18 protein-coding genes are annotated in these 21,820 nt (G+C 73.4%); 11 read left to right on the top strand and 7 right to left on the bottom strand.

The window, feature by feature from the left end; all coding sequences use genetic code 11:
• Positions 1-588: a hypothetical protein gene (locus tag ACFCV8_RS19090; RefSeq protein ID WP_376686535.1), complete on the top strand. Its 588-nt coding sequence runs from the start codon at positions 1-3 to the stop codon at positions 586-588.
• A gap of 34 nt (positions 589-622) precedes the next feature.
• Here ACFCV8_RS19090 and ACFCV8_RS19095 read toward each other — a convergent pair whose 3' ends face one another.
• Positions 623-1,246, bottom strand: coding sequence for a CBS domain-containing protein (locus ACFCV8_RS19095; protein WP_376686536.1), 624 nt, complete (start codon positions 1,244-1,246; stop codon positions 623-625).
• Positions 1,247-1,514: 268 nt separating this feature from the next.
• On the opposite strand from ACFCV8_RS19095, the gene ACFCV8_RS19100 reads away from it, so the two are divergent.
• From ACFCV8_RS19100 to ACFCV8_RS19115, 4 genes are all read left to right on the top strand, one after another.
• Positions 1,515-2,597 (top strand): zinc-dependent alcohol dehydrogenase family protein, encoded by a 1,083-nt coding sequence (locus ACFCV8_RS19100; protein WP_376686537.1) that lies wholly within the window; start codon positions 1,515-1,517, stop codon positions 2,595-2,597.
• A complete protein-coding gene (locus ACFCV8_RS19105) occupies positions 2,594-3,361 on the top strand; it encodes an HAD family hydrolase (protein WP_376686538.1) in 768 nt (255 codons plus the stop codon). The genes ACFCV8_RS19100 and ACFCV8_RS19105 overlap by 4 nt, the downstream gene beginning before the upstream one ends.
• Entirely contained in the window at positions 3,358-5,763 is a 2,406-nt protein-coding gene (locus tag ACFCV8_RS19110; RefSeq protein WP_376686539.1) for a glycoside hydrolase family 65 protein, read from the top strand. The genes ACFCV8_RS19105 and ACFCV8_RS19110 overlap by 4 nt, the downstream gene beginning before the upstream one ends.
• A gap of 247 nt (positions 5,764-6,010) precedes the next feature.
• Positions 6,011-7,747: a GAF domain-containing protein gene (locus ACFCV8_RS19115; protein ID WP_376686540.1), complete on the top strand. Its 1,737-nt coding sequence runs from the start codon at positions 6,011-6,013 to the stop codon at positions 7,745-7,747.
• 6 nt (positions 7,748-7,753) lie between these two features.
• Here the strand turns inward: ACFCV8_RS19115 and ACFCV8_RS19120 are convergent, their stop codons facing one another.
• Together ACFCV8_RS19120 and ACFCV8_RS19125 are read right to left on the bottom strand one after the other, a co-directional pair.
• The gene (locus ACFCV8_RS19120; protein WP_376686541.1) at positions 7,754-8,440 is read right to left on the bottom strand and encodes a response regulator; all 687 of its coding nucleotides are present in this window, start codon (positions 8,438-8,440) and stop codon (positions 7,754-7,756) included.
• A 174-nt stretch (positions 8,441-8,614) separates the two neighbouring features.
• Positions 8,615-10,249, bottom strand: coding sequence for an amidohydrolase (locus ACFCV8_RS19125; protein ID WP_376686542.1), 1,635 nt, complete (start codon positions 10,247-10,249; stop codon positions 8,615-8,617).
• 124 nt (positions 10,250-10,373) lie between these two features.
• Between ACFCV8_RS19125 and ACFCV8_RS19130 the strand changes: the two genes are divergently transcribed.
• Entirely contained in the window at positions 10,374-11,099 is a 726-nt protein-coding gene (locus ACFCV8_RS19130) for a TetR/AcrR family transcriptional regulator (RefSeq protein WP_376686543.1), read from the top strand.
• 255 nt (positions 11,100-11,354) lie between these two features.
• On the opposite strand, the gene ACFCV8_RS19135 is transcribed toward ACFCV8_RS19130, so the two are convergent.
• Positions 11,355-11,783, bottom strand: coding sequence for a hypothetical protein (locus ACFCV8_RS19135; RefSeq protein WP_376686544.1), 429 nt, complete (start codon positions 11,781-11,783; stop codon positions 11,355-11,357).
• A gap of 284 nt (positions 11,784-12,067) precedes the next feature.
• Between ACFCV8_RS19135 and ACFCV8_RS19140 the strand changes: the two genes are divergently transcribed.
• The gene (locus ACFCV8_RS19140; RefSeq protein ID WP_376686545.1) at positions 12,068-14,329 is read left to right on the top strand and encodes a tetratricopeptide repeat protein; all 2,262 of its coding nucleotides are present in this window, start codon (positions 12,068-12,070) and stop codon (positions 14,327-14,329) included.
• A 54-nt stretch (positions 14,330-14,383) separates the two neighbouring features.
• Complete coding sequence (locus ACFCV8_RS19145; RefSeq protein ID WP_376686546.1) at positions 14,384-15,928, top strand: phytoene desaturase family protein; 1,545 nt, start codon at positions 14,384-14,386, stop codon at positions 15,926-15,928.
• Between the two features lie 126 nt (positions 15,929-16,054).
• Here the strand turns inward: ACFCV8_RS19145 and ACFCV8_RS19150 are convergent, their stop codons facing one another.
• Genes ACFCV8_RS19150 through ACFCV8_RS19160 form a run of 3 tightly spaced genes read right to left on the bottom strand, consistent with a single transcriptional unit; the run spans position 16,055 to position 18,689 of the window.
• A complete protein-coding gene (locus ACFCV8_RS19150) occupies positions 16,055-17,278 on the bottom strand; it encodes an MFS transporter (RefSeq protein WP_376686547.1) in 1,224 nt (407 codons plus the stop codon).
• Positions 17,275-17,766, bottom strand: a complete 492-nt coding sequence (locus ACFCV8_RS19155; protein WP_376686548.1) for a diadenosine tetraphosphate hydrolase — start codon at positions 17,764-17,766, stop codon at positions 17,275-17,277. The genes ACFCV8_RS19150 and ACFCV8_RS19155 overlap by 4 nt, the downstream gene beginning before the upstream one ends.
• A gap of 38 nt (positions 17,767-17,804) precedes the next feature.
• Positions 17,805-18,689 carry a phosphotransferase gene (locus ACFCV8_RS19160; RefSeq protein WP_376686549.1) on the bottom strand — a complete coding sequence of 295 codons (885 nt, stop codon included), beginning with the start codon at positions 18,687-18,689 and terminating at the stop codon, positions 17,805-17,807.
• A gap of 264 nt (positions 18,690-18,953) precedes the next feature.
• On the opposite strand from ACFCV8_RS19160, the gene ACFCV8_RS19165 reads away from it, so the two are divergent.
• The 3 genes from ACFCV8_RS19165 to ACFCV8_RS19175 all read left to right on the top strand — a co-directional run bounded on the left by ACFCV8_RS19165 (position 18,954) and on the right by ACFCV8_RS19175 (position 21,774).
• Positions 18,954-19,853 carry a hypothetical protein gene (locus ACFCV8_RS19165; RefSeq protein ID WP_376686550.1) on the top strand — a complete coding sequence of 300 codons (900 nt, stop codon included), beginning with the start codon at positions 18,954-18,956 and terminating at the stop codon, positions 19,851-19,853.
• Between the two features lie 34 nt (positions 19,854-19,887).
• The gene (locus ACFCV8_RS19170; RefSeq protein WP_376686551.1) at positions 19,888-20,418 is read left to right on the top strand and encodes a carboxymuconolactone decarboxylase family protein; all 531 of its coding nucleotides are present in this window, start codon (positions 19,888-19,890) and stop codon (positions 20,416-20,418) included.
• An 81-nt stretch (positions 20,419-20,499) separates the two neighbouring features.
• Positions 20,500-21,774, top strand: coding sequence for an MFS transporter (locus tag ACFCV8_RS19175; RefSeq protein ID WP_376686552.1), 1,275 nt, complete (start codon positions 20,500-20,502; stop codon positions 21,772-21,774).
• Positions 21,775-21,820 lie beyond the last annotated feature (46 nt).

Here is a 21,820-nt window from a genome sequence, read left to right on the forward strand (position 1 = left end):
ATGACCGGGCACGGACGGCCGGGCCGACGGTTCGGCCCATCGGGCCGCGTCGACGGGCGGGCGGCCGTGGTGCTCGTCCTGACCCTGGCGCTGCTCTGCGGAGCGGTCGCCGCCTGGGCCCTGTGGAGCACCGCGGCCCGGGCGGACCGCGCCCGCGCGGAACACCTCCACCGGGTCACGGCCACCACCACCGGGCCCGCCGTCCCGACCGGGGACACCGTGCGGCCCGGCTCCGTGGCACCGGCGGTCTGGGCGTACCCCGGGCACGTCCGCCGGTCCGGAACCGTGGACGTGCCGCCCGGGACGCCCCGGGGCCGCGCCGTGCCGATCCGGGTGGACGCCGCCGGCGTACCCGTCCGGGCGCCGGACAGCGAGGCGGAACGTGTGCTGACCTCGTTCTCCGGCGGTGCCGCCGCGGCCGGTACGGCCGGGGCGGCGGTGGCCGGCGTTCTGATCCTGGTCCGACGGCGGGCCGAAGCCCGCGGTTTCGCCGCCCTCGAACGCGAGTGGGAGCAGGTGGAACCCGTATGGTCCGGCCGGCTCCGGCGGGGCAGCGGATCAGGGGCCGACGACGACTGCGACGGCTGACCGCGAGGAGCTGCCGGACGGACGGACCGGACGGTCACCCCACGGCGGCGCCGTCCTCGTGGCCGTGGGGGCCGTCCTCGCGGTGGAGCCGGTCGACGACCCCCACCACACCGTCGACGCTGTTGCAGAGCCTGAGGAGGACCGGCACGAGCCCGGGGCGCCGGACGCGGCCGCTGAGGATCACCCGGCCGTCCTCGACGTCCACGGACAGATCGGAGGGGCTCAGCCCGAGCGTGCGGGTGACCACGTCCTCGATGATCTCCTCCTGGATCGCCCGGTCCCTGCGCAGGAACAACTGGATGAGATCGCTGCGGCTCAGCACCCCCACGAGCTGCCCGGAGTCGTCGATCACCGGCAGACGCTTCACCCGGGACCGGTCCATCACCCGAGCGGCCCGCACCACACTCCACCCGGGCCGGGCGACCACCGCGGGACTCGACATGAGCGCTCCCGCGGTCTCGAGACCGGAACCGACGGCACGTGGGCGTACGAGATCGGCCTCGGAGACGACACCGAGCGGCCGGTTGGCCTCGTCCACCACGCAGACGGCGGTGATGTCGAACTCGTCCAGCAGCCGGGCGATCTCCTTGAAGCGCGTGTCCGGCACGACACTGACGACTGTCGGAGTCATCAGCTCGGCGACGCTTCGGTGCCTCATTGCCGCTCACCCTCCCGTGCTCGGTCCTGTCACGCCATCTCTCAGGATCCCCCGTGCCAATTGTCCGGTGGGAGGGCCGTCCGGCCCTCGGCGGGTCCCGGGCGCCCGGGGACGGCCTCCTCCCGGCGGTGCCGACGACGGCGTGGGGCACGGGCCCGAGCGGGCCCTTCTGGGGGCCGACCGGCCCATGCGCCCTCCTTCCGCGCGGCGGCAGCCTGACGGTGAAGCCCGCTGGACGAGGCCGCGGGCATCCGAGAAGGCGGCCGTCATGAAGGCTCTCGTGTACCACGGAACCGCCCATGTGGTCTGGCAGGACATACCGGAACCCGGCATCGAGGACGCGGCCGACGCGATCGTCCGGGTCGAAGCCGTCACCATCTGCGGCACCGACCTCCACATCGTCAAGGGGGACGTGCCGGAGCTCGAACCCGGTCGCGTCCTCGGGCACGAAGCGGTCGGCACCGTGGTGGAGACGGGCCGGGACGTCCGCACGGTGGCGCCGGGCGACCGCGTCCTGATCTCCTGCATCTCCCCCTGCGGGCGCTGCCGGTTCTGCCGCGAGCGCCGCTACGGGCAGTGCCGCGGCGGGGGAGGCTGGGTACTCGGGCATACGGCAGACGGGACGCAGGCCGAGTACGTCAGGGTGCCCTTCGCCGATCTTTCCGTCCATCCGCTCCCGCGCTCGGTCGACAGCGTCGACGCCGTGCTCCTCGCGGACGTCTTCCCCACCGCCTACGAGGTCGGGGTCCTCAATGGCGGCGTACGGCCGGGAGACACGGTCGTCGTGGTCGGCGCCGGACCCATCGGCCTCGCCGCGATCGTCACGGCACGCCTCTACAGTCCCGGCCGGATCGTGGCGGTCGACCTGGCGGAGCCCCGCCTCGCGACCGCCCGGCGGCTGGGCGCGGACGTCACCGCGACCGCGGGCGAGGAGCCCGAGCAACTGGTGGCCGATCTGACCGACGGCCTGGGCGCCGACGTCGTGATGGAGGCGGTGGGCGTCCCGGAAACCTTCGAGATGTGCGCACGTATGGCCCGGCCGGGCGGCCGGGTCGCCAATATCGGCGTCCACGGAAAGCCGGCGGCCCTGCACCTCGAAGATTTGTGGATCAAGGACATCACCATCACCACCGGCCTCGTCGACACGGTGTCGACACCCACCCTGCTGGGCATGATGGCGGCCGGACGACTGCCCACCGCGGATCTGGTGACCCACCGGTTCGCGCTCGGACAGATGGAGGAGGCGTACGACGTCTTCGGCCGCGCCGCCGAGACCGGGGCCATCAAGGTCGTGCTCGGCAGCCCGCGGCACACGGCCGTCCAGGCCGCCCGACCGGTGGGGCCCGGATGAGCGGCGGCCGCGCCCGCCGTCCGCCGCGGGGCGTCGTCCTAGACACCGACGGCGTACTGCTCGCCACCGCCGGTATCCACGCGGCGGCATGGAAGACCGCGTTCGACGCCTGCCTCGCCCAGTGGGCCCGGGGACGGGCCTGGAGGCCGTTCGACGCGGATGCCGACTACCACCGGTTCGTCGACGGGAAGTCCCGCTACGACGGGGCCGCGGCCTTCCTGGACGCCCGTGGCGTCTCCCTCCCCCCGGGGAGGGAGGATGCCCGCCCGGGCTGCGACACGGTCCGGGCCGTGGCGGCGCGCAAGGAACAGGAGTTCCAGCACGCCCTGCGGGCGAAGCCCGCGATTGCCTTCGGGGACGCCGGGCGGGCACTCGCAGCCCTGAACTCCCGCGACGTGCCGCGCGCGGCGGTGTCGGCATCCCGGCACGCCCGGACACTGCTCCGCGCGTCCGGGCTCGACCAGCTCCTGACCGCCGTCGTCGACGGCACGGACGCCGCCCGGCTCGGCCTCCCCGGGAAGCCGGACCCCGCACTGTTCCTGCGCGCCGCCGGGCTCATCGGCACCCGCCCCGAGGACGGCGCGGTCGTCGAGGACGCGCTCGCCGGAGTCGCGGCGGGCCGCCGGGGCGGCTTCGGGCTCGTCGTCGGCGTGGACCGCACCTTCGACCGGCACCGCACCGCACCGCTGCGGGAGCACGGAGCGGACCTCGTCGTCCCCGACCTCGCGGAGCTCGTGCGGGAAGTGTGGGGTGCGGGCCCATGACCTCCGCGTGGACCTGGCGCTACGACGCCTACGACCCGGCGCGCGAGCGGCTGGTGGAAGCGCTCTGCACACTCGGCAACGGCAGGTTCGCGACCCGCGGTTCCACTCCGGAGTGCGCCGCCGATTCCATCCACTACCCGGGCACCTACCTGGCCGGCTGCTACGACCGGCGCACCTCCCGTGTCGCCGGGAAGCAGGTCGAGAACGAAGACCTCGTCAACCTGCCGAACTGGACGCTGCTGCGCTACCGCTGCCTCCCGGACGGCCTTCCTCCCGGAGAGTGGCTCACCCCCGACTCCGCACAGCTGCGCCACTGCGACGTGGAGCTCGACCTGGGCCGGGGCGTCCTCACCCGGCACCTTCTCTTCCAGGACGCCGCGGGCCACGGGCTGCGCGTCAGCCATTTGCGGATCGTGCACATGGGAGACCCCGGGCTCGCGGCCCAGCTCACGACCTTCCACGCGTACGGGTGGAGCGGCGCGGTCGAGGTCGTGTCGGTGCTGGACGGTGCCGTCGCCAACACCGGAGTCGAGCGCTACCGGAACCTGGAGGGCTCCCACCTCACCGGCCATCGCAGCGGTTTCGAGTCGGACCGGACCGCTTTCCTCTCCTGCCGCACCAGGGACCCGGGCCATCTGATCGCCCTGGCCGTACGCACGGACACCAGCCCCGGGCGCCCCGGTCGCGCGCTTCCCACGCCCACCGGCACCATGCAGACGTACCGCCTGCCCCTCGGCCGGGGCCGGACGGCACGCGTGATGAAGACCATGGCCCTGCGCACCTCGATGGACCGCCCGCCGGGTGACCCCCTCGCGACGGCGGTGCGGACGGCCGCGCACGCCCCGGATCTCCCCGGGCTGCTGGCCACGCACCGGGCCGCCTGGCAACGGCTCTGGGCGGAGGGTGAGCTGAGTGTGCCCGGGGAAGCGGGCCGCATTCTCCGGCTGCACCTGTTCCACCTGCTGCAGACACTCTCCCCGCACACGACGGAACTCGACGTGGGCGTCCCCGCCCGGGGCCTGCACGGGGAGGCGTACCGGGGGCACGTCTTCTGGGACGAGCTCTTCGTCCTGCCCTACCTCGACCTCCACTTCCCCGAGGTGGCCAGGGCGCTGCTCATGTACCGCCACCGCCGCCTCCCGGCCGCCCGGGCGGCCGCCTGCCGCACCGGTCACCGGGGCGCCGCGTATCCCTGGCAGAGCGGAAGCTCCGGGGACGAGGAGACACAGGAGCTGCACCTCAATCCACGTTCCGGCCGTTGGCTTCCCGACCACTCCCGGCTCCAGAGACATGTCGGCTCGGCGGTCGCGTACAACGTCTGGAAGTACGCGCAGGCCACCGGCGACCGCGGATTCCTGTACGCCGAGGGGGCCGAGATCCTGCTGGAGGTCGCCCGGTACTGGGCCGGTTCGGCGGTTCTCGACAAGGAGCTGGGCCGGTACCGCATCCGCGGGGTGGTGGGCCCCGACGAGTACCACGACGCCTACCCGGGGGCGACGGCTCCGGGTATCGACGACAACGCCTACACGAACGTGACGGCCGCCTGGGTCCTCGCCCGCGGTCTCGACCTGCTGGACGAACTGCCCGCCGCGCGACTGGCGGAGATGCGTGAGCGGCTCGTGCTCGACGACGGCGAGCTCGACCGCTGGGCCGACGTGTCACGCCGCCTCCATGTGCCCTTCCACCAGGGCGTCGTGAGCCAGTTCGACGGGTATGGCGAGCTGGCGGAGCTCGACTGGGAGGGGTACCGGGCCCGCTACGGGAACATCCGTCGGCTCGACCGGATCCTGGAGGCCGAGGGCGACACCGTCAATCGCTACCAGGCATCGAAACAGGCCGACACCCTGATGCTCGGCTACCTCTTCCGGCCCGAGGAGCTGGCCGGGCTGTTCGCCCGGCTCGGGTACCGGCTCGACGACGAGACCTGGCGCGCCACCGTCGACTACCACCTGAGGCGCACCAGTCACGGTTCGACCCTCAGCAGCCTCGTCCACGGCTGGGTGCTGGCCCGCGAGAAGGGGGCGGACGCCTGGCGGTACTGCGAGGAGGCGCTGGTCGCCGACGTGGCGGACGTACAGGGTGGTACGACCGGTGAGGGCATCCACCTCGGGGCGATGGCCGGCACGATCGACCTGGTCGAGCGCGGGATCACCGGTCTGGAGGCGGGGCCGGAGGGGCTGCGGGTGGCGCCGGTGGCCTTGCGCGAGCTTCCCCGGTTCGCGTTCACCCTCTGCTGCGGCGGGCACCGCGGAGTGCGCCTGCGGATGCTCCCCGGCCGCCTGGGCGTACGGGTCCCCGCGTCGCCGCGGGGGCCGCTCGCCGTGATTCTGCCCGAAGGGCGAAGGCGCACCGTGGCGCCGGGGGAGGAGCGGTGGTTCCGGCTGCGGCGCCCCGTCCTGTGACTACGGACCGCGACCGGCGGCCCGGACGGAATGCAGGGCGAGGGGAAGCGCCCTTCGGAGCCCGGGCGGCCGGGGGCGGCGGGCCGCCGCGGGCCGCGCCCGTTTCCCCGTGACCAGCTCTTTTGGACTCCGAGGAGCGTCGCGCCGAGGCCCGTCCGGACCGCACCGCAGGAACGGCCGGAACATCCGGACTACCGTGAAAGCGGATGCGACGGGTGCCGGGCGTGCCGACGCGACGGAGGTTTCGATGGGCCGGGAAGACGACGGGTCCGCGGACACACGGATGCCCCGGCTCCGGCTCGACGAGCTGCTCGACGAGCTCAAGGTCCGCATCGACGAGGTGCGCGGCACCAGGGACCGGCTGAACGGGTTGCTCGAAGCCGTCATGTCCGTCGGCCGTGAGCTCGACCTGCCGCAGGTACTGCGCGGCATCGTCGAGGCCGCGGTGTCCCTCGTCGACGCCGAGTACGGAGCGCTGGGCGTCATCGGCGAGGACCGCAAGCTCTCCGAGTTCCTCCCCATCGGCATCGACGAGGACCTGCGCCGGAGGATCGGGGCGCTGCCGTCCGGGCACGGGATCCTCGGCGAGCTGATCCGCAACCCGGTGCCCCTGCGCCTGCCCGAGCTGTCGGAACACTCCGCCTCGTACGGGTTCCCGGACCACCATCCGCCGATGCACTCGTTCCTCGGCGTTCCCGTCCGTGTGCGCGACGAGGTCTTCGGCAACCTCTACCTCACGGAGAAGCGCGGCGGGTCGGAGTTCGACGCCGAGGACGAGGCCGTCGTCACCACCCTGGCCGGTGCCGCGGGCATCGCGATCGAGAACGCGCGGCTGTACGAGGAGGGCAGACGACGGCAGCGGTGGCTCGCCGCGGGTTCCGACTTCACCAGTGCCCTGCTCTCCGGTACGGGGGAGGCCGAGGCCCTGGACGGGATGCTGAAGCAGGTGGTGGACATCGCCGACGCCGACGTGGGGCTCTTCCACCCGATGGGCGCGGTGGGGGAGCTGCGGGGTTCACTGGTGTGGGGCGAGGGCGCCGACGCCCGCCGGGGCGTCGTGCCGCCGAACGCCGACGGCACCCTGGCCGCCGTGGCCCTGGCGGAGCGGGACGGCCTGGTCACGGTGGCGGACGCCGGGAGCGACGAGCGGCTTGCCGCGGGGACCGGACGCTGGCGGGGGTTCGGCCCGGCGGTCGCGGTCAGGGTGGGTACCAAGGAGCGGCTGAGCGGTGTGCTGGTCCTCGCCCGGCGCAGCGGACGGGCGCCCTTCACAGGCGCCGAGACCGCCGTGCTTCCCGGCTTCGCGGGGCAGGCGGCCGTGGCCCTCGAACTGGCCGCCCACCGCCGGGACGCCGAGCAGGTGAGCCTTCTGGAGGACCGTGACCGGATCGCCCGTGACCTGCACGACCTGGCCATCCAACGCCTCTTCGCCACCGGCATGACCCTGCAGAGCGCCCGGCGGTTCGTCGAGCACCCGGAGGCGGTGGAGCGGCTGACCCGGGCGATCGACGACCTGGACGCCACCATCAAGATCATCCGGGCGACCATCTTCGGCCTCCGGGAGCACGACGCCCCCGGCACCACGCCGAAGCTCAGGAGCCGCATCGTCGCGGTCGCCGACAAGGCGGCGCCGGCCCTCGGCTTCGCCCCCGCACTGCGTATGGAGGGGCTGCTGGACACGGACGTGCCGGTGGAGGTCGCCGACGACGTCGTCGCGGTGATCGGCGAAGCGCTCACCAATGTGGCCCGGCACGCCCATGCGGGTCAGGCCGACGTCGTCGTCGTCGCGGAGGACGGAATCCTGGCAGTGACGGTGGGCGACGACGGGGTGGGTATCCCCCGGGACCGGGACGACCGAGGTCTGCGCAACCTCGCCGAACGGGCGGAGCGCCTCGGGGGTTCGCTCTCCGTCCGCCCGGCGGCGCCCCGGGGCGGCACAGTGGTCGAATGGCGCGTCCCCCTGAGGCCGCAGGACGGACCCTGACATTCCTCAACGTCCATCGGTGCCGTGCTCGTGCGCCTGTGCGGCGATCACGGCCGCCTGCACCCTGCGTTCCACACCCAGCTTTCCCAGCATCCGCGAGATGTGGTTCTTGACCGTCTTCTCCGACAGATAGAGCCGCTTGGCGATCTGCCGGTTGGTGAGTCCTTCGCCGATGAGGCCGAGGACCGATCTCTCGCGTTCGGACAGGGCCGCCAGACGTTCGTCCTCCGACGGCCTCGCCGCTCCGGGGCTCCTCAGCGAGCGCATGAGCCGGGCCGTGGTCGCCGGATCGAGCATCGACTGCCCGGTCGCCACGGTCCGGACCGCCGCCACGAGGTCGGACCCCTTGATCTGCTTGAGGACGTACCCCGCCGCCCCCGCCATGATCGCGTCCAGGAGCGCCTCCTCGTCGTCGAACGAGGTCAGCATCAGGCACGCCAGATCCGGCATCCGTGAGCGCAGTTCCCGGCACACGGTGATCCCGTCGCCGTCGGGCAGCCGCACGTCGAGGACGGCCACGTCCGGCCGCAGGGCGGGACCCCTGGCCAGGGCCTGGTCCGCGGTGGACGCCTCACCGACGACCCGCAGGCCGGGCTCGTCGTCGATCAGGTCACGCAGCCCCCGGCGGACCACCTCGTGGTCGTCCACGAGGAAGACCAGGGTGGGAGCGCTGGCTGCCGGAAGATCGGTCATGGCGATTCCCGCCGTCGACGGTTGCGTACCCGCCCCCACAGGAATTGTCCGTCATGAAGCGCCCGCGCGGGCACCGGGGCCGCCCGCCGCGGCGCTCCCCGGCGCCCCGGACGGGGGCTCCGGGGGTCCGCCCCTGAGCACCGGCACCGTGGTGACGGCGTGCCGGACCGCGGCTCACACCGCGTGCACGAGCCGGCCGCCCACGTACGTCCGCTCCACCCGCGCCTGCGCGATCTCCTCGGCGGGCGCGGTGAGGATGTCCCGGTCGAGGACCACCAGGTCGGCGAGGTGTCCGGCGCGCAGACTGCCCGCGTCGTCCAGTCCGTTCACATGGGCGCTGCCCGCGGTGTAGGCGGCGATCGCGGACTGGACGTCGATCCGCTGCTCGGGCAGGAAGACCCGGTCGTCGGTGATGCCGGGCTCCTTGCGGTTCACCGCCACGTGAATGCCCTCCAGCGGCGCCGGGCTGCTCACCGGCCAGTCGCTGCCCGCCGCCAGGGTCGCCCCGGCCCGCAGCAGATCGCCGAACGGGTACTGCCAGGAGGCGCGTTCGGGCCCGAGGAACGGGATGGTCAGCTCGTCCATCTGCGGCTCGTGGGCGGCCCACAGCGGCTGGATGTTGGCGATCGCCCCGAGCCGGGCGAACCTGGGCACGTCCTCGGGGTGGACGACCTGGAGATGGGCCAGGTGGTGGCGGTTGCCGCGACGGCCGTTCGCGGCGACCGCCGCCTCCACGGCGTCGAGCGCCTCACGCACGGCGCGGTCGCCCAGCGCGTGGAAGTGGACCTGGAAATCGAGCGCGTCCAGCTTCGTGACGTACTCCCGCAGCGCGGCGGGATCGACGAAGCTGAGACCGCTGTTGGCGGTGGCGCAGCCGCAGCCGTCGAGATACGGGGCGGTCATCGCGGCCGTGAAGTTCTCCGCGATCCCGTCCTGCATGATCTTCACCGAGGTCGCCCGGAACCGCCCGTGGCACAGTTGCCCGCGCAGCGCGGCCAGCCGCTCGACCTGCTCCGCGCCCTGCTCCCGGTCCCACCACAGCGCACCGGTCACCCGGGCGGTGAGCGAGCCGTCGCGGGCCGCCGCCAGATAGGCGTCCGAGGGGTCCGGCTTGTCGCCCAGCGCCCCGAGCAGCGCGTCCTGCCAGCCGGTGATGCCCAGGGAGTGCAGCATCTCCTGCGCGCGCAGCAGCCCGTCGAGCCGCTCCCGCGCGGTGCCCGGCGGCACCAGGCGGGCCACCAGGGCGACCGCGCCCTCCTGGAGCATCCCGGCCGGTGAGCCGTCCGGCTCGCGCTCGATCCGCCCGTCGGCCGGGTCGGGGGTGTCCGCGGTGATCCCGGCCAGCTCCAGTGCGCGGCTGTTGGCCCAGGCGCCGTGGTGGTCGCGGTTCGACAGCAGTACCGGCCGGTCCGGGACGACCCGGTCCAGCAACTGCCGGGTGGGCATCCCGCCCTCGAAGCTCTCCAGGGACCAGCCGCCCCCGGTGATCCACTCGCGCTCCGGGTGGGCCTGCGCGTAGGCCCCGATCAGCCTCAGGTAGTCGGCGGCCCCGACGGTCGAGGTCAGATCGCACTCGGCCATCTCGACCCCGCCGTTCACGGCGTGGATGTGGGCGTCCTGGAAGCCCGGCAGCAGGAGCCTGCCCGCCAGGTCCACGACCTCGGTGCCGGGGCCGATGAGATCGCGCACCTCGTCGTGGCCGACGGCGGTGATCCGATCGCCGGTCACGGCGAGCGAGGACGCCCGGCTGCGGGCCGGGTCCGCGGTGAAGACGGGTCCGCCGGTGAAGACCAGATCGGCTGCGCTCATGGGCTGCTCCAGAACGGGTGGGACGGTGCTCGGCACGTGGCGGCGCACGTCGGGGGGAAGCGGTCGGCGCCATCGAACAAGAGAGACGGTTCACACGTCAATGGTGTTGACGTAAGGTCTGCCCATGGCAGACCGGGTGGTTCCCGAAGGCCGACGGCAGCGCCGCAGGCCCACCAAGCAGGGCGCGGTGCTCTCCGAGGAGCTGATCGTGCGGACCGCGCTGAACCTGATCGAGCAGCGAGGCGCCGAGGCGCTCTCCGTGCGCCGCCTGGGAGCCGCCCTGGGCGCCGACCCCAGTGCGCTCTACCGCTACTTCCGCAACACCGACGACCTGCTGCTCGCCGTCGCCGACGAGCTGATCGGCCGCGCCCAGCAGGGCTGGGCCGTGACCGGCTGCTGGCGGACCGACCTGCGCGCCATCGGTCTGCGGATCCATGACTCGTACCGGGCGAACCCCCAGGCCGCGATCCTCGCCGCGCACCGCACCACCGGCCGCCCGCACGAGATGCGGGCGGTCGAGACGATCCTGGGCGTGCTGCGGCAGGCCGGCTTTCCGGACGCGCTCGCGGTACGGATCTACCACGCCTTCGTCGACCAGGCCCTGGCCTTCGCGGCCCAGGACGCCGCGGCCCTCGCCCTGCCACCGGCCGCCCGGGCGGCCGACGCCGAGGTCTGGCAGGAGGCGTACGGCAGGCTGAGTGCCGACACCCACCCGCACATCGCCGCCGCCTTCCCGCTGCTCGCCGCCGACATGCGGGTCAGCGGCTACCCCTTCGCGCTGGAGCTGATGCTCGACGCGGTGGCGGCGCTCGGACCCGTGGCCGGGGAGGAGCGCAGGAAGAGCGGCTGAGCACGCCGATGAGGACGGCGAGGTCGGCGGCTTTGGCCGGGTCGTCCGCGTAACGGGTGGTCCGCGTAACGGGTGGTCCGTGGCGGACCGGCCTCGGGGAGGGCGACACCTTCACGGGTCAGGACGTGCACCAGGGCCGGCAGGGCCGCGCGGGCGTCCGGTTGCCGTAGCCCCGCCCGACGGCCGCCGGTCCGGCCGGCTTGCCGTCGGCCCGCTCCGGCCGGCGTCAGCCCGGCCCGACCGCCGGATCCGGCGTCACCAGGGCCTCCACCGCATCGGTGAGTGAACCCCGGCGCGTGCACGGCGCGCAGGCGGTCGGCGCCGGTACCGGGCCGTCGAGCGCGGGACCGATGTGGCCCGGCAACGACGGCACCAGGTCGCCGGCCGGGACAGCAGGCCGGTGCGCGGGTCCATCACCGCACCGCGCAGCCCGTCCCGGGCCGCCCGCAGCGGTTCGGCGGAGATCCCGGGGCCGGGGTCACCGCGCTCGACGGCCCGGAGACCGGTCACCGTCGACGCCCGCACCAGCACGGCCGGCAAGGCGCTCTCCTCCTGGTACCGGCCCGGCTCCCGGGAGACCGGATCGCCCATGTCCGCCGCGGTCCCACGCACCACCTCCCCGGCGTGCGGCACGACTTCACGGGTGCCGGGGTCGACGAGAAAGTACTCCTCCTCGACACCCATGAGGGGTACCGAAGGAGGTAATCCGCTCGAAGCGGCCATGACGGTCATGCCCGGGGAGCCCCCGCACCCGGCAATGGCCCCTCGGGGCCCCGCGCCGCCACGACGGGCGATGTCGGTGGCCGCACGTATCCTGCGCATACGCATGTCGTCGAGCGGGAGGTACGGACATGAGCGACACGGAACCGGTGCGCGACACCGCTGCGCCGCGATGCCGCGTCCCCGCCATACTGGACGGGCCGGGGAGGGCGCGGGTACAGGCGTAGCGACGGGGGCGACAGCAGGCGATGGCGGACACCAGGCTGATCCAGAGCCGGTACCGGCTGCTCGAACGGATCGGGCGCGGCGGCATGGGCGAGGTGTGGCGTGCCCAGGACGAGTCGCTGGGGCGGCATGTCGCCGTCAAGTGCCTCAAGCCGATGGGGTCCCAGCACGACCAGTCGTTCACCAGTGTCCTGCGCGAGCGCTTCCGCCGCGAGGCCCGGGTCGCCGCCTCGCTCCAGCACCGCGGCGTCACCGTCGTCCATGACTTCGGCGAGTACGAAGGCGTCCTCTATCTGGTGATGGAGCTGCTGGACGGTCGCAACCTCAGCCAGCTCCTGGACGACAACAAGCAGACCCCGCTGCCGGTGGACGACGTCGTCGACATCGCCGAACAGGTCGCCGACGCTCTCGGCTACACCCACCGGCAGGGCATCGTGCACCGCGACCTCAAGCCCGCCAACATCATGCGGCTGACCGACGGCACGGTGAAGATCTGCGACTTCGGCATCGCCAGGCTCGGCCACGACATCGGCTTCACCTCCCGCCTCACCGGCACCGGCACCGGCATCGCCATGGGCACCCCGCACTACATGTCGCCCGAGCAGATCAGCGGCGGCCAGGTCGATCACCGCAGCGACCTCTACTCACTGGGCTGCGTGCTCTACGAGATCGCCACCGGGGCACCGCCGTTCGACCTCGACGACGCCTGGGCCGTTCTGGTCGGGCACCGCGACACCCAGCCCCGGCCGCTGCGCACCCACCGGGCCGACCTCCCCGGCTTCTTCGACCGCGTGGTGCTGGAACTCCTGGCCAAGACCCCCGACGAGCGGCCCGCCGACGCCGGCGACCTGCGCCACCGGATCGCCGTCGGCCGCACGGGCGAACAACCGCACCTGCCACCCACCGGGCACCTGCCGCAGACCGGCCCGGTGCCGCTCGCGCCGCCGGTGCCCGTGCCCCACCCCGCACGGCAACTGCCGGGCTGGGCCCGCGACATGACCGGCGGGCACCCGGCGACCGGCCGCCGCCCCGGAGCCGTGCCCGGCCACTTCACCGGCCTCACCGGCGAGTGGACCACCGGCCCGCGCACCCCGGCCGACGGCCTTCCGCCGCTCCGCATCGAACGCCCGGCCCCCTCGCCGGAGCTGCTCTCCGTTCTCGCCGGCCGCCACGACGCGGGGCTCGACCTGGGGCGGCTCGGCCACTGGGAGGAGGCCGGTGAGGTGCACCGGGCGGTCGCAGCCGAGCGCGAGCACGCACTCGGCCCCGACCACCCCGACACCCTCGCCAGCCGGTACGAGATCGGCTTCTCCCTCAGCCGCACCGGCCGCGCCACGGACGCCCTGCGCGAGTTCGACCGCGTCGCCAAGGGCCGCGAGCGAGCCCTGGGCCCCGACCACCCCGACACCCTCGCCGCCAGGCAGGAGGGCGCGTACGTGCTGGGCAGGCTCGGCCGCCACTTCGAGGCCCATCAGGTGTACGCCGAGGTGCTCGCGTCCCGGGAACGGACGACGGGCCCCGATCACCCCGACACCCTGCGCTGCCGCCACAACCTCGCCTTCAACCTGGGCAGGCTGGGCCGCCTGGAGGACTCGTACCGGATGGCCAGGGAGGTGGTGGCGGCCCGCACCCGGCTGCTCGGTGCCGACCACCCCGACACCCTGGTGACGCTCTACGAAGTGGCGTACACCCTGGGCCGGCTGGGGCGCTGGACGGAGGCACTCCAGGCCTACCGGGAGGTGGCCCGGGCCCGGGCCAGGTCGCTCGGTGCCGACCACCCCGACACCCTCGCCGCCCGCTACGAAGTCGGCATCGGCCTGGGCAGACTGGGCCGCAGCGCGGAGGCCCTGGAGCTCTACCGCACCCTGGTGGCGGACCGGACCAGGGCCGGCGGGCCCGAGGACCCCGAGACGCTCCGCGCCCGCCACGGCGTCGGCGTCAACCTCGGGCGGCTGGCCCGCTGGGAGGAGGCGCTCACCGAAGCGCGGGACGTGTGCGCGATCCGCGAACGCGTGCTGGGCGCCGACGACGCCGACACCCTGGTCAGCCACCGCGAGGTCGCGGTCTGCCTCGGCTGGCTCGGCCGCTGGTCCGAGGCCCTCACCGGCTACCGCACGGTCGCCGAGGCCCGCGAACGGCTCCTGGGGGCCGGTCACCCCGACGCGCTGGCCGCCCGCAACGACGAGGCGCACTGCCTGGAGCAGCTCGGCCGCGGCCCGGAGGCCGTCGAGCTGTACCGCCAGGTGGCGGCCCTGCGCCGCAACCGCCAGATGTCCCCGGGGTGACCCCGCCCGCCCCGCCCTCTGGCCGACGGCGATCGCACCGTGCTACGAAGGGCCATGCCCGCACCCGACAGCTATGACGCAGTGATCGTGGGCGGCGGCCACAACGGACTGGTCGCCGCCGCCTACCTCGCCCGTGCCGGACTGTCGGTCCTGGTCCTGGAGCGCCTGGCCGCCACCGGCGGGGCCGCCGTCTCCACCCGCCCCTTCGCCGGGACCGACGCCCGTCTGTCGCGCTACTCGTACCTCGTCTCCCTGCTCCCGCCGAAGATCGTCCAGGACCTCGGACTCGACTTCGCGACCAGGAAACGGACCGTCTCCTCCTACACCCCCACCGTGCGCGGCGGCCGGGCCACCGGACTGCTCGTGGGAGCCGGACGGACCCGGGAGTCCTTCGCCGCGCTCACCGGCTCCGACCGGGAGTACGCGGCGTGGCAGCGCTTCTACGGCATGACGCGGCACGTCGCCGGACGGGTCTTCCCCACCCTCACCGAACCCCTGCCGGACCGGGCCGCCCTGCGCGAGCGGATCGGCGACCCGGAGGCCTGGCGGACCCTTTTCGAAGAGCCCATCGGGGTCGCGGTCGAGCGGAATTTCACCGACGACCTGGTCCGCGGCGTCGTCCTCACCGACGCGCTGATCGGTACCTTCGCCGACGCCCACGACCCCTCGTTGCTCCAGAACCGCTGCTTCCTCTACCACGTGATCGGCGGTGGCACCGGCGACTGGGACGTCCCCGTCGGCGGTATGGGCGCGCTCACCGACTCCCTCACCCGCGCCGCCCGCGAGGCCGGGGCGGAGATCCGCGTACGGCACGAGGCGACCCGGATCGAGACCGACGGGCGGCGGGCCGAGGTCACCGTCCGCTCACCCCGGGCGGAAACCGTCGTCGCGGCCCGCACCGTACTTGTCAACGCTTCCCCGCAGGAGCTCGCCGGGCTCCTGGGCGAGGAGCCGCCCGCCCCGGCCGAGGGCGCCCAGCTGAAGGTCAACATGCTGCTGACCCGGCTGCCCCGGCTGAAGGACCGGTCCGTCGACCCGCGCGAGGCGTTCGCCGGAACGCTCCACATCGCCGAGGGCTACGGGCAGCTCGCCGACGCCTACCGGGACGCCGCGGCCGGGAGGCTGCCCGCCGCCCCACCGTCCGAGATCTACTGCCACTCGCTGACCGACCCGTCGATCCTCGGCCCGGACCTGGCGGCCCGCGGCTACCAGACCCTCACCCTGTTCGGCCTGCACACCCCCGCCCGGCTCTTCGCCGCCGACAACACGGCGACCCGTACCGAGCTGCTGGCGGCGACACTCGCCCAGCTCGACGCACACCTCGACGAGCCGGTCACCGGCTGCCTGGCCCGGGACGCGGACGGCGAGCCGTGCATCGAGGCGAAGAGCCCGCTCGACCTGGAACGGGAACTGCGGCTGCCCGGCGGCCACATCTTCCACCGCGACCTCTCCTTCCCCTACGCCACCGAGGCGGCCGGCCGCTGGGGGGTGGAGACCGCGCACGCCAATGTGCTGCTCTGCGGGGCCGGTGCGGTGCGCGGCGGCGGGGTCAGCGGGGTGCCCGGCCACAACGCCGCGATGGCGGCACTGGGCCGGTGACCCTCCTGACCTCGCGTACGACGACGGCGCAGCGGACCCTCCACCGCTCGGCCGACGTCACGGCCGACCACTCCTGCTGGCCCGCCCGCCGACGGCCCCGTGCCGGACGCGCCCTCCGCCCCGGGCTCAGCGGCGATTGACGCGGTACACGTCCCTGACACAGAGGTTGAGAAGTGTGGTCGCCGCGATGACACCGGCACAGACCAGCAGTACGGTCCGGCCGGCCCAGGCGTGCGCGGCGAGCGCGGTGATCAGATAGCCGAGCGGGATGGCGAGCCGTTCCCCGACACCGTTGAACGCGCTCATCCGGCCCATCTCCCCCTGAGGGACGTGCTGTTGGAGCGCCGTGTTCCAGGCCACGACGGCGACGTCCAGCCCGATGCCCGCGAGCGCGGCGGCCGCCATCACCCAGGGCAGGCCCAGTCCGAGGGCCAGTGCGGCCAGGGGCAGGCAGAGTCCGGCGCCGGTGGCCACGGCGACGGCCAGCAGCCGGTACGGCTTCCAGCGCAGGCACAGCACCGTCCCCGCCAGCAGCCCGGACGCGAACGCGCCCTGGACGAGCCCCCAGGACCGTGCCCCCGAGTAGTGCTCGGCCGTGACCAGAGGGCCCAGGAGCTGGTACCCGGCCAGCCACGCGGCGACCACCACCGTGCCCGCGGCGGTGTACGTCCACAGCCAGACGCGGGACCGGAACCCGGCCCAGCCCGCCCGCAGGTCGGCGAGTGCGCCTCCCGCCCTCGCGACCGGTGCGTCAAGCCGCAGACCGAGCAGCAGCAGGGCCGCGACCAGAAAGCTGAGCGCGTCCCACGACAGGGCCCAGCCCGGCCCGCCCATCGCGACGATCAGCCCCGCGGCCACCGGCCCGAGCACCTTGACGGTGTTGTTCGGAAGCCGGACCAGCGCATTGGCCCGCAGCAGCTGATTTGCCGGGACGAGCTGCCCCACCACGCCCGCCGCGGCCGGTGCGGTGAAGGCGGCGGCGACTCCGGACGCGAAGCCGCACCCGGCGATCGACGCGGTCGTCGCGTGGTGCGTGGCCACCAGCATCGCGAGGGCTCCCTGCGCGAGCCCGGCCAGGAGATTGCCCAGGAACAGAATCCGGCTGCGCGAGAACCGGTCCGCGAGCACCCCGCCCGCGAGGGTGAAGACGATGGTCGGCACGGAGTTCGTGGCCAGGACGACACCGAGGGACCCCGCCCCGCCGCCCTGTCCGAGCACCGCGTAGGCCAGCGCGAGAGGGGCCATCGCCGAACCGGTGGCGGAGACGAGATTGGCGAGCAGGAACCGCCGGAAGGCGGGAACCCGCAAGGGAGTCGGGACGGCTGTCGCTGCCGCGGCCGGTGCGGTCACGCGGCACCGTCCTGGGAGGTACCGGTCCGGTCCAGCTCCTCGCCGATCGCCGCCCGCAGCGTGTCGTGCCGGGGACCGAGAGCGTGGCGGCCGTCGGTCCACCGGCCATGCGGGTGGAGCCGGACTGGACGGGTGACCAGCTCGGCGGGCTCCCAGTCGTAGCGGGGCCACACGTGGGCGTGCAGGAAACCGTCGGTGTTGCCGAGGATCTCGAGGTTGACCCGGCGGAACGCGGGGTCGGCCCGGAGGCAGGCGCGCTCCACGGCCTCGCCGAGCCGGTCCATGTCGGAGAGGAAGGCCAGCCGTTTCGCCCTCGGAAGGTCCGAGAGACGGTGCACCCGGGGTTCGTCCACGAGGAGCACCGAGTACCGGGGCAGGAACTGCAGGTCCCCGATCGCGGCGAACCCCGCGTCCAGGCGGCGTACGACGGTCGGGTTCTCGCCCCGCAGGGCACTGGCTATGCGGTTGTTCCGCCAGTGGGAGGTCATCGCGGGAACCTATCGTGATCCGGCTGGAACACCCCACGTCACAGACGTTGTTCGGCCAGTTCCAGCCAGCGTTCCACCTGCTCCGGAGGGAAGTGCCGGATGGCCCAGTCGGTCATCCGCAGACTCATATGGGCCCAGCTGGGGCGCAGTACGTCCTCGGGCAGGGCGTCCAGGAGGCTGTCGAGGCGACGGACGACGTCCTGGGGCTGTCCCTCCGCGTCCTTCGCGTGCAGGCCGAAGCGGAGGGTCACCAGGTCGAAGCGGTGGTCTCCCCGTCCGGCGCCGTCCCAGTCGATGACCCCGGTGACGGTGCCGTCCACGGCGAGCAGGTTGCCGTGATGGAAGTCCTGGTGCACCACGTCGTCCCCGGCCAGCCGCGGGGGGTGGGCGGCGCCGGCCGACCTGATGCGCTCCTCCAGGGCCGCGCCGCGCGCGCTGTGCCGGCGCAGCGGCTCGTGGAGGCAGTAGCCCGGGCCGTCCTCCAGCAGGTGGAGGTGCACCTGCGGGATGTCGGCGCGCCCGGCGAGCAGCCCCGCCTGTGCGGCGTTGAGGGCGAGTGCCCGGTCCAGCCCGTCGTGGTCCAGGGCGTCCGGCGGGGCACCCGGCAGAAGCTGCTGGACCAGCACCACCGCACCGTCCACCTGGAGCGCCAGCTCCGTCGCGGGGCAGGGATACCCCCGCTCGTGCAGCACCTCGCACACCGCCAGCGGGCCCGCCCGCAACTCGTCGAGCCGGGCGCCCGGCCGCCACTTCAGTACGGACAGGCGGCCGTCGGCCCGGCGGACGTACGCGGCCCCCACCTGGCCGCCGGGGCAGGAGCCCTCGACGGTCAGCCGTTCGCCCGTCGCGTGGTACACGGCGGCCGTCAGCCGGTCGGGGTCGAGGCGTTCGGCGCGCGTCCAGCTCTGCGGTGATGCGGTCATCGGGACATTCTGCCGGTCTCCCGCCGGAAGGAATCCCGGAGTGCGTGCCGAGGCCGGGGCCGATGGCCGAATCCCCGGCGGCCGCGCCGCGCCGGGCAGGCGCGGCGTCGACGCCGAAGGCCGTTCTCCTGCGCCGGACGAGTCGGGCGGCCTCCTGCCAAAAAATTGGATCACGCAATCTCTATACCCCAGGGGGGTATGTGGGCTATGGTGGGCGTCAGAAAGCGGGAGACGCCAAAAGGCGCAGCACACCAGGGAGTTGCCATGAACGACCACGCCGACCACAGCCAGACCGGCCACGAGGGCCACAACGCTCACGCGACTCACGGCGGTCACGGGGGCCACGAGGGTCACCACGGCCATGGTGCTCACAGCGGTCACGGCGGAGCCCGGCCCGGCGGGCTGTCGGTCTCCGAGCACGGGTACACCCTCGAACTCGACTCGACACTCTTCACCGCCGGTGTGCGGCAGATCGGCTTCAGGGTGATCGGCCCCGACGGGGCCGCGGTGACCGAGTTCCTCCCGGAGCACGAGAAGGAGCTGCACTTCATCGCCGTCCGGCGTGACACGTCCGGATTCCAGCACGTGCACCCGGTGCGGGACGAGAAGGGCACCTGGAGCACCGAACTGGCCCTGGAGGCGGGGGACTGGCGATTCTTCGCCGACATCCACCCAGCCGGCCACGACGGCACCATGACACTGGGCATAGACGCCGCGGTCACCGGGCCGTACGACCCGCGACCGCTGCCCGAGGCCACCGGAATCGCGCGGATCGACGAGTACGCCGTCATGCTCGACGGAGCGCTCCTGCCCGGCGAGGCGAGCGAACTGACCCTCACCGTCAGCCGGAACGGCCGCCCCGTCACGGACCTCCAGCCCTACCTGGCGGCGTACGGACACCTGGTGGCGCTGCGCGTCGGCGACCTGGGCTACCTCCACGTACACCCGGACGGCGCGCCCGGCGACGGTGTCACCGCGCCGGGGCCCGAGATCTCCTTCATGGCGGTCGCGCCCACGGCGGGCACCTACCGCCTGTACCTGGACTTCCGGCACGACGGCGTCGTCCGCACCGCCGAGTTCACCGTGCACACGACCGAGGCGAAGGCGCACCAGGGCCACGCGCACCACGCTCCGTCGGAACACGGCGGCCATGCACACCACTGACCACGCGAACACATCCCACACCGAGGGAGGCGACATGCCCCGCCTGACCCGACTCACGCCCGACACGGCGGTCGGTGCCTCGCGCGACCTCCTCGCGGATCTGGTCACCCGTCACGGCCGGGTCGGGGACATGGTCTCCACGATGGCGCACTCGCCGGCCGTGCTCGGCGGCTACCTCCAGCTCAGCCGGGCCATGGGACGGGCCAAACTCGACCGCAGGATCAGCGAACGGATCTCGATCGCCGTCCAGGCCCAGCAGGGCTGCCGGCTCTGCCTCGACGCGCACACCGGTGCGGCCCGCGCCCTGGGCGTGGACGAGGAGGAGATCGAGCGGGCCCACGCGGGCACCTCGGCCGATCCCGCGACAGCGGCGATCATCACCCTCGCCCTCCAGGTCTACCGCGAGCCGGCATCGATCACCGACGAACAGATCACCGCACTGCGCACACACGGATACAGCGACCGCGTGATCGCCGACGTCGTCGGTGTGGTCGCGCTCAACGTCCTCACCGGCGCCTTCAATCTCCTCGCCGGACTCACACCGGGAAGTGACACCGGTGCGTAGCGAAATCCCCGCCTGTAACCGCGGGGCACGTCCCCCGCCCCGGGGTCGTGCCCCGCCGCATGGACACGGAAGGAACCCGTCATGCGTCTGTTCTCCGTCCGCGACTACCGCCACCTGTTCGGAGCCCAGGTCATCGCCCTGTTCGGCACCGGGCTGACGACCGTGGCCCTCGGGCTGCTCGCCTACGATCTCGCCGGGCCGCGAGCCGGAATGGTCCTCGGCACCGCCCTGACCATCAAGATGGTCATGTACGTGATCATCGCCCCACTGGCCGCCGCGTACATCGACCGGCTTCCCAGACGGACCCTCCTGGTGCTCCTCGACGTGATCCGCGGCGGAGTGGTCCTGGCGCTGCCCCTGGTCACCGAGGTCTGGCACGTCTACCTGCTGATCGGCCTGCTCCAGGCGGCTTCGGCGGCCTTCACCCCGACGTTCCAGGCCGTCATCCCCGACATCGTCCCGGACGAGGCCGCCTACACGCGGGCCCTGTCCGCCTCCCAGGTCGCCTCCACCATGGAGAGCCTGCTCAGCCCCGTACTGGCGGCCGTCGCCCTGACCTTCATGACCTTCGACCGGCTGTTCCTCGGAACCTCCGCCGGATTCGTCGTCTCCGCCCTGCTCGTCCTGTCGACACGCATCCCCGACGCCCGTCCCAGCACCCGCACCAAGGCGTGGGACAAGGCGGTGGGCGGCATCAGGACCTTCCTCGCCACGCCCCGGCTGCGCGGCGTGATGGCGCTCAACCTCGTGGTCGCGTCCGCCGGTTCGATCGTCGTCGTCAGCACCGTCAATTACGTACGTGACGAACTCGGCGGCACACAGCAGGACGTCGCCTGGACGCTCGCCGCCTCCGGCACCGGAACCCTGCTGGCCGCACTTGTCCTGCCCCGCGTACTCGAACGGATCGCTGCCCGCACCGTCATGATGACCGGAGCCGGTGTCCTGGTCGGCGGCACGGTCGCGGCGGTGGGGATCATCGCGGGCGGCCTCACCACCTGGACCGGAACGGCGGTCACCTGGGCGGTGATCGGCATCGGCATGGCGCTGATCATCACGCCGACCGGAAAGGTCCTGCGCGCCTCCGTCGCACGGAACGCGATCCCCGAGGCATTCGCGGCCCAGTTCTCCCTGTCCCACCTGGCCTGGCTGATCACCTACCCCGTGGCAGGCGTGCTCGGCACGAACAGCGGCCTCATCCTCACCTGGTCCATCCTCGCGGTACTGGCCGCGGCGGGTACGGCCGCAGCCCTCCTCCTCTGGCCGCGCCACGACGGGGACGGAGCCGCGGACGGCGTCGCCACGGCCTCGTGGCACATCTCCGGCAAGGACCGGACCACCCTGACCAAGGCCGCGTGAACCGCAGGAGCGAGGCGATCGCGGCAGACCGGCCCCGGTCCAGGAG

The organism is Streptomyces sp. NPDC056347 (assembly GCF_042262625.1).
In the GTDB taxonomy this organism is placed as follows: Bacteria; Actinomycetota; Actinomycetes; order Streptomycetales; family Streptomycetaceae; genus Streptomyces.

Excerpts from the sequence above, each read along its gene's own strand:
- ACFCV8_RS19090 (WP_376686535.1), top strand. The coding sequence starts at position 1 with ATGACCGGGCACGGACGGCCGGGCCGACGGTTCGGCCCATCGGGCCGC.
- ACFCV8_RS19095 (WP_376686536.1), bottom strand. The coding sequence starts at position 1,246 with ATGAGGCACCGAAGCGTCGCCGAGCTGATGACTCCGACAGTCGTCAGT.
- ACFCV8_RS19100 (WP_376686537.1), top strand. The coding sequence starts at position 1,515 with ATGAAGGCTCTCGTGTACCACGGAACCGCCCATGTGGTCTGGCAGGAC.
- ACFCV8_RS19105 (WP_376686538.1), top strand. The coding sequence starts at position 2,594 with ATGAGCGGCGGCCGCGCCCGCCGTCCGCCGCGGGGCGTCGTCCTAGAC.
- ACFCV8_RS19110 (WP_376686539.1), top strand. The coding sequence starts at position 3,358 with ATGACCTCCGCGTGGACCTGGCGCTACGACGCCTACGACCCGGCGCGC.
- ACFCV8_RS19115 (WP_376686540.1), top strand. The coding sequence starts at position 6,011 with ATGGGCCGGGAAGACGACGGGTCCGCGGACACACGGATGCCCCGGCTC.
- ACFCV8_RS19120 (WP_376686541.1), bottom strand. The coding sequence starts at position 8,440 with ATGACCGATCTTCCGGCAGCCAGCGCTCCCACCCTGGTCTTCCTCGTG.
- ACFCV8_RS19125 (WP_376686542.1), bottom strand. The coding sequence starts at position 10,249 with ATGAGCGCAGCCGATCTGGTCTTCACCGGCGGACCCGTCTTCACCGCG.
- ACFCV8_RS19130 (WP_376686543.1), top strand. The coding sequence starts at position 10,374 with ATGGCAGACCGGGTGGTTCCCGAAGGCCGACGGCAGCGCCGCAGGCCC.
- ACFCV8_RS19135 (WP_376686544.1), bottom strand. The coding sequence starts at position 11,783 with ATGGGTGTCGAGGAGGAGTACTTTCTCGTCGACCCCGGCACCCGTGAA.
- ACFCV8_RS19140 (WP_376686545.1), top strand. The coding sequence starts at position 12,068 with ATGGCGGACACCAGGCTGATCCAGAGCCGGTACCGGCTGCTCGAACGG.
- ACFCV8_RS19145 (WP_376686546.1), top strand. The coding sequence starts at position 14,384 with ATGCCCGCACCCGACAGCTATGACGCAGTGATCGTGGGCGGCGGCCAC.
- ACFCV8_RS19155 (WP_376686548.1), bottom strand. The coding sequence starts at position 17,766 with ATGACCTCCCACTGGCGGAACAACCGCATAGCCAGTGCCCTGCGGGGC.
- ACFCV8_RS19160 (WP_376686549.1), bottom strand. The coding sequence starts at position 18,689 with ATGACCGCATCACCGCAGAGCTGGACGCGCGCCGAACGCCTCGACCCC.
- ACFCV8_RS19165 (WP_376686550.1), top strand. The coding sequence starts at position 18,954 with ATGAACGACCACGCCGACCACAGCCAGACCGGCCACGAGGGCCACAAC.
- ACFCV8_RS19170 (WP_376686551.1), top strand. The coding sequence starts at position 19,888 with ATGCCCCGCCTGACCCGACTCACGCCCGACACGGCGGTCGGTGCCTCG.
- ACFCV8_RS19175 (WP_376686552.1), top strand. The coding sequence starts at position 20,500 with ATGCGTCTGTTCTCCGTCCGCGACTACCGCCACCTGTTCGGAGCCCAG.